Annotated in this window: 4 protein-coding genes; 2 read left to right on the forward strand and 2 right to left on the reverse strand. The window is 67.6% G+C overall.

Features of this window, described 5'->3' with window-relative positions; translation table 11 throughout:
* Positions 1–208: 208 nt before the first annotated feature.
* Together ABSF49_RS08095 and ABSF49_RS08100 are read left to right on the forward strand one after the other, a co-directional pair.
* A complete protein-coding gene (locus tag ABSF49_RS08095) occupies positions 209–658 on the forward strand; it encodes a universal stress protein (RefSeq protein WP_424112133.1) in 450 nt (149 codons plus the stop codon).
* Positions 659–717: 59 nt separating this feature from the next.
* Positions 718–1,110 carry a hypothetical protein gene (locus tag ABSF49_RS08100; RefSeq protein ID WP_424112134.1) on the forward strand — a complete coding sequence of 131 codons (393 nt, stop codon included), beginning with the start codon at positions 718–720 and terminating at the stop codon, positions 1,108–1,110.
* A gap of 25 nt (positions 1,111–1,135) precedes the next feature.
* On the opposite strand, the gene ABSF49_RS08105 is transcribed toward ABSF49_RS08100, so the two are convergent.
* Positions 1,136–2,554 (reverse strand): glutamate synthase subunit beta, encoded by a 1,419-nt coding sequence (locus ABSF49_RS08105; protein WP_424112135.1) that lies wholly within the window; start codon positions 2,552–2,554, stop codon positions 1,136–1,138.
* A 69-nt stretch (positions 2,555–2,623) separates the two neighbouring features.
* On the reverse strand, positions 2,624–6,000 hold a 3,377-nt coding region (gene gltB, locus ABSF49_RS08110), incomplete at its 5' end, for a glutamate synthase large subunit (protein WP_424112136.1).

The raw sequence follows: 6,000 nt of genomic DNA on the forward strand, positions 1-6,000 counted from the left end.
AACCGTTTCATCCTTAGACTCCTCCCTGTCGCCGCTTGTCAGCCCGCTCGCCGGTTTCGGCCGAGGGGAGGCGCGGATTGCGGCATTGTTGCGCGTTCGCGCCGTCCGTGGCAACCCTTCCAAAGTAGGGCGCTTGCGTTGAATCAATGAGTCGTGAGCGTCGGCGGCCGCATCCTGATCTTGGACCGGCGCTCACGGGAGTACGGCCATGTTTCGCAAGATCCTGCTGCCGATCGACGTCGCTGAACCGGAGATCGCCAAGGAGGCGATCGAGGCGGCGACGGCGCTGGCCAAGGCGTTCGATTCGCAGCTCCGGCTTATCCACGTCACCAGTCCGGTCGTCGTCGCTTCGCCGATGGCGGTGATTCCGCAGGCGGTCTACGACGAGCTCGGGGTCTACGAGAAATCCGAGCTGCAACGTCTCGCCGCGCCGCTCGATCTGCCGAAGTCGGCGATCTCCGCCGTCGTGCGCATCGGCGCGGTCTATCCTGAACTGCTGTCGGAAGCGGAGGAGTGGGGGGCGGATCTCATCATCGTGGGCGCGCACAAGCGTTCGATGGCGACCTACCTTCTGGGCTCCAGCGCCGCCGCCATCGTCCGCCACGCCGCCTGCACGGTGATGGTGGTGCGCAGCGGCAAGAAGGCGACGTTGCTATAAGAAGACGCGCGACGGCCTCGCCGGCCGATCACGCCAGGGAACGCGAATCGAGGACGACCATGACTGCTTCCGCCCGCACGCCTTTGAGCAAGGTGACGCTCAACGCTGCGCGCTCAAAGGAATTCCCTGACGGCTCGATCCGCCACGGCTACGAATTCCTCGCGCCGCTGACGCCGGAGGGACGGATCGACGTCGAAGCCTGGAAAGGGCGGCGCGGCGAGTGTTTCGTCCACCGCTTCTGGGGCGACGAGCCGCAGTTGAGCGGCCTGCTGGTTCATCGCCCGGGCGGGCGCGGCGGCTCGACCTGGGCGTTCGAATACGGCCGTGGGGTCGACCTCGCCGACGACGAGGACGGCTACCGCTTCGGCGACCACGTCTTCAAGGTCGGCGAATACGTGTCGGTCCGGGAAGAGGGCGAGCTGAGGCCGTTCCGGGTCGTCAGCGTCGCCTGAGGCGCCGATCGGGCGGGGCCCCGCCTCAGCGCGGCAGCACGGTCGCGCCGGTCAGGGCCTCGTCGATCGCCGCCGCGCATTGGCGGCCCTCGCGGATCGCCCACACGACCAGCGATTGTCCGCGCCGCATGTCGCCGCAGGCGAAGACCTTCGGCCGGCTGGCGGCGTAGCGCTTGGTGTCGGCGGCGACGTTGCCGCGCGGGTCGAGCGCGACTTTGAGCTCGTCCAGCATGCCCTCGCGGGTCGGCGAGACGAAGCCCATCGCCAGCAGCACGAGATCGGCCTCGAGCGAGAATTCGCTGCCGGGAATCGGCTTCATCTTGTCGTCGATGCGGATGCAGTCGAGCGCGGTGACGACGCCGTTCTCGCCACGGAAGTTGCGCGTCATGACGGCGAAGTCGCGCTCCGCGCCTTCTTCGTGGCTCGAGGACGTGCGCAGCTTGAGCGGCCAGTTGGGCCAAGTCAGCAATTTGTCTTCGGCCTTGGGCGGGATCGGCAGGATCTCGAGCTGCGTCACCTTGAGCGCGCCCTGGCGGATCGATGTGCCGATGCAGTCCGAGCCGGTGTCGCCGCCGCCGATGACGACGACATTCTTGCCGGCGGCATGGATCGGCTCGTTGGTCCCGACCGGCTCGCCGGACACGCGGCGGTTCTGCTGCGGCAGGAAGTCCATGGCGAAATGGACGCCGGCGAGTTCGCGGCCGGGAACCGGCAGGTCGCGCGACGCCTCGGCGCCGCCGGCGAGCGCGACCGCGTCGTACTCGTCGACCAGCGCAGCGGCGGCGACGTCGCGGCCGACCGCGACGCCGCAATGGAAGACGACGCCCTCGGCGGTCATCTGCTCGATGCGGCGATCGATCAGCGTCTTCTCGAGCTTGAAGTCGGGAATGCCGTAGCGCAGCAGGCCGCCCGCCTTGGCGTTCTTCTCGTAGACGTGGACCTCATGGCCGACGCGCGCGAGTTGCTGGGCGCAGGCGAGACCCGCCGGGCCGGAGCCGACGATCGCGACGCGCTTGCCGGCGCCGTGTGCGGGCGGCTCGGGCGTCAGCCAGCCTTCGCGCCAGGCGCGGTCGACGATCGCGCATTCGATCGTCTTGATCGTCACCGGCGCGTCCTGAAGGTTGAGCGTGCAGGACGCCTCGCACGGCGCCGGGCAGACGCGGCCGGTGAATTCGGGGAAATTGTTGGTGCTGTGCAGGTTGCGCGACGCTTCCCGCCAGTCGTCGCGGAAGACCAGATCGTTCCAGTCGGGGATCTGGTTGTTCACTGGACAGCCGTTGTGACAATAGGGGATGCCGCAGTTCATGCAACGCGCGGCCTGGTTGCGCGTCGCCTCTTCGCTGAGCGGCAGGGTGAACTCGCGATAGTTGCGGATGCGGTCGGACGCGGGGGCGTAGCGCCGATCCACCCGATCGATTTCCATGAAGCCGGTCACCTTGCCCATCGCTCCGCCAACCCCCTCGTCAATTCCAATTCGTCAGCGCGCCAGCCGCGGCCGGCGCGTCTTCGCGCCTCATTCCCCCGCCGCCAGCATCCGCACGTTGTTCTGCGCCGCCAGCTGGGCGAGCGCGCGGCGGTATTCGACCGGCATCACCTTGCGGAACTTCGGCAGGTAGGCCTCCCAGTTCTCGAGGATCTTGCGCGCCCGGTTGGAGCCGGTGTAGCGCGCGTGGTTGGCGATCAGTTGGTGCAGCCGCTCGGCGTCGAAGCGGCTCATGTCGTTCATGACGTCGACGCGTCCGTGGCCTTGCAGATCGCCGCCGGAATGGTGGTGGCGCAGCATCGCGTCCTCTTCGGAGGCGACCGGCTCCAGCTCGACCATCGCCAGGTTGCAGCGCTGGGCGAAGTCGCCCGCCTCGTCGAGCACATAGGCGATGCCGCCCGACATGCCGGCGGCGAAGTTGCGCCCGGTCTCGCCGATGACGACGACGATGCCGCCAGTCATGTATTCGCAGCCATGGTCGCCTGCGCCCTCGACGACGGCGATCGCGCCGGAATTGCGCACGCCGAAGCGCTCGCCGGCGACGCCGCGGAAGTAGCATTCGCCCGCGATCGCGCCGTAGAGCACGGTGTTGCCGACGATGATCGACTTCTCCGGCGTCAGCTGCTCCGCCTCCTTCGGCGGATAGATGACGATGCGGCCGCCCGACAGGCCCTTGCCGACGTAGTCGTTCGCTTCGCCCTCGAGTTCGAGCGTGACGCCCTTGGCGAGGAAGGCGCCGAAGCTCTGGCCGGCGGTGCCCTTGAACTTGACGTGGATCGCCTCGTCGCGCAGGCCGGCGTGGCCGTAGCGGCGCGCGATCTCGCCCGACAGCATCGCGCCGGTCGAGCGGTCGATGTTATGGATCGGCAGTTCGAGCCGCACGTGGCGGCCGGCGTCGATCGCTTCGCCGCTCTCGGCGATCAGACGACGATCGAGCACCTTGTCGATGCCGTGATCCTGCGCCGTGGTGTGGTGGGTCGCGTCGGTCGACCAGGGCGTCGGCTTGTAGAACAGCTTGGAGAAGTCGAGCCCGCGCGCCTTGGCCTGCTCGATCAGCGCCGCCTTGCCGAGCATCTGGCTCTGGCCGATCATCTCGTCGAAGTTGCGGTAGCCCATCGACGCCATCAGCGCGCGCACTTCTTCGGCGACAAAGAAGAAGAAGTTGATGACGTGCTCGGGCTGGCCGACGAAGCGCTTGCGCAACACCGGGTCCTGGGTGGCGACGCCGACCGGACAGGTGTTGAGATGACACTTGCGCATCATGATGCAGCCGGCGGCGATCAGCGGCGCGGTGGAGAAGCCGAACTCATCGGCGCCGAGCAGCGCGCCCACCACGACGTCGCGTCCGGTGCGCACCCCGCCGTCGACTTGCACGGCGATGCGCGACCGCAGGCCGTTGAGCACCAGCGTCTGGTGAGTCTCGGCCAGGCCGATCTCCCACGGGCTGCCGGCGTGCTTGATCGAGGTCAGCGGCGAAGCGCCGGTGCCGCCCTCGAAGCCGGAGATCGTCACGTGGTCGGCCTTGCACTTGGCGACGCCCGCCGCGACCGTGCCGACGCCGACCTCGGAGACGAGCTTGACCGAGACCAGCGCCTTCGGATTGACGTTCTTGAGGTCGAAGACGAGCTGCTTGAGGTCCTCGATCGAATAGATGTCGTGGTGGGGCGGGGGCGAGATCAGACCGACGCCCTGCATCGAGTGGCGCACCTTGGCGATCACCGCGTCGACCTTGTGGCCGGGCAATTGTCCGCCTTCGCCGGGCTTTGCGCCCTGCGCCATCTTGATCTGCATCATGTCCGAGTTGACGAGATACTCCGCCGTCACGCCGAAACGGCCCGAGGCGACCTGCTTGATCGCCGAGCGCATCGAGTCGCCGTTGGGCAGCGGCTTGAAGCGGTCGGGCTCCTCGCCGCCTTCGCCGGTGTTCGACTTGCCGCCGATGCGGTTCATCGCGATCGCCAGCGTCGTGTGGGCTTCGCGCGAGATCGAGCCGAACGACATCGCGCCGGTCGAGAAGCGCCTGACGATCACGGCGGCGGATTCGACCTCGTCGAGGGGAACCGGCTTGCGGCCGTCCTCTTCGGCCGAGCGCAGGCAGAACAGGCCGCGGATCGTCAGCAGGTGTTCGTTCTGCGCGTTGAGCAGCGCCGCATAGGAATCGTATTTGTCTCGCGCATTGCCGCGCACCGCGTGTTGCAGCAACGACACGGTCTGCGGCGTCCAGCAATGCGCTTCGCCGCGCAGGCGATAGGCGTATTCGCCGCCGACCTCGAGCGAATTGCGCAGCACCGGCGACTCGCCGAACGCGTCGGCGTGACGACTCGCCGTCTCCTCGGCGATCTCGGCCAGGCCCGCGCCTTCGATGCGGGTGGCGGTGCCGAAGAAGAACTCGTCGACGAAGGCGCGCGAAAGACCGATCGCGTCGAAGATCTGCGCGCCGCAATACGACTGGTAGGTCGAGATGCCCATCTTCGACATCACCTTGAGCAGGCCCTTGTCGACCGCCTTGATGTAGCGCTTGACCAGTTCGGCGGCGCTCGCCGCGTCGGGCAGGTCCTTGGCCATCGCCGCCAGAGTCTCGAAGGCGAGATAGGGGTTGATCGCCTCCGCGCCGTAGCCGGCCAGACAGGCGAAGTGATGGACCTCGCGCACTTCGCCGGTCTCGACGACGAGGCCGACCGAGGTGCGCAGCCCCTTGCGGATCAGGTGATGGTGCACGGCCGCGGTGGCGAGCAGGGCGGGGATCGGGATCCGGTCGGACCCGACCATGCGGTCGGAGAGGATGATGATGTTGTAGCGGCCGAGCACCGCCGCCTCGGCGCGCTCGCGCAGCCGCTTCAGCGCGTCCGTCATCCCTTGCGCGCCGTGGCCGACCTCATAGGTGATGTCGAGCGTCTTGGTGTCGAACGAATCCTCGAAATGGCCGATGCAGCGGATCTTCTCCAGGTCCTCGTTGGTGAGGATCGGTTGACGCACTTCGAGCCGCTTGCGGCGCGCGTGGCCGGCGAGGTCGAACAGATTCGGCCGCGGGCCGATGAACGACACCAGGCTCATCACCAGCTCTTCGCGGATCGGGTCGATCGGCGGGTTGGTGACCTGGGCGAAGTTCTGCTTGAAATAGGTGTAGAGCAGCTTCGACTTGTCGCTCAGCGCCGAGATCGGCGTGTCGGCGCCCATCGAGCCGACCGCCTCCTGACCCGTCACCGCCATCGGCGACATCAGGAAGGCGAGGTCCTCCTGCGTATAGCCGAACGCCTGCTGCCGATCGAGCAACGAGACGTCGGCGCGCGACGCGCGCGGCTCGACCGGATTGAGCTCCTCGAGCACGATCTGCGTCGTCTCCAGCCATTGCCGGTAGGGGTTGGCGCGCGACAGCCGGCTCTTGATCTCGTCGTCGGAGATGATGC

This window comes from Roseiarcus sp. (assembly GCF_049514155.1).
GTDB lineage: Bacteria > Pseudomonadota > Alphaproteobacteria > Rhizobiales > Beijerinckiaceae > Roseiarcus.

Bases quoted from the DNA above. Each gene is read 5' to 3' on its own strand.
- ABSF49_RS08095 (WP_424112133.1), top strand. From the start codon at position 209: ATGTTTCGCAAGATCCTGCTGCCGATCGACGTCGCTGAACCGGAGATC.
- ABSF49_RS08100 (WP_424112134.1), top strand. From the start codon at position 718: ATGACTGCTTCCGCCCGCACGCCTTTGAGCAAGGTGACGCTCAACGCT.
- ABSF49_RS08105 (WP_424112135.1), bottom strand. From the start codon at position 2,554: ATGGGCAAGGTGACCGGCTTCATGGAAATCGATCGGGTGGATCGGCGC.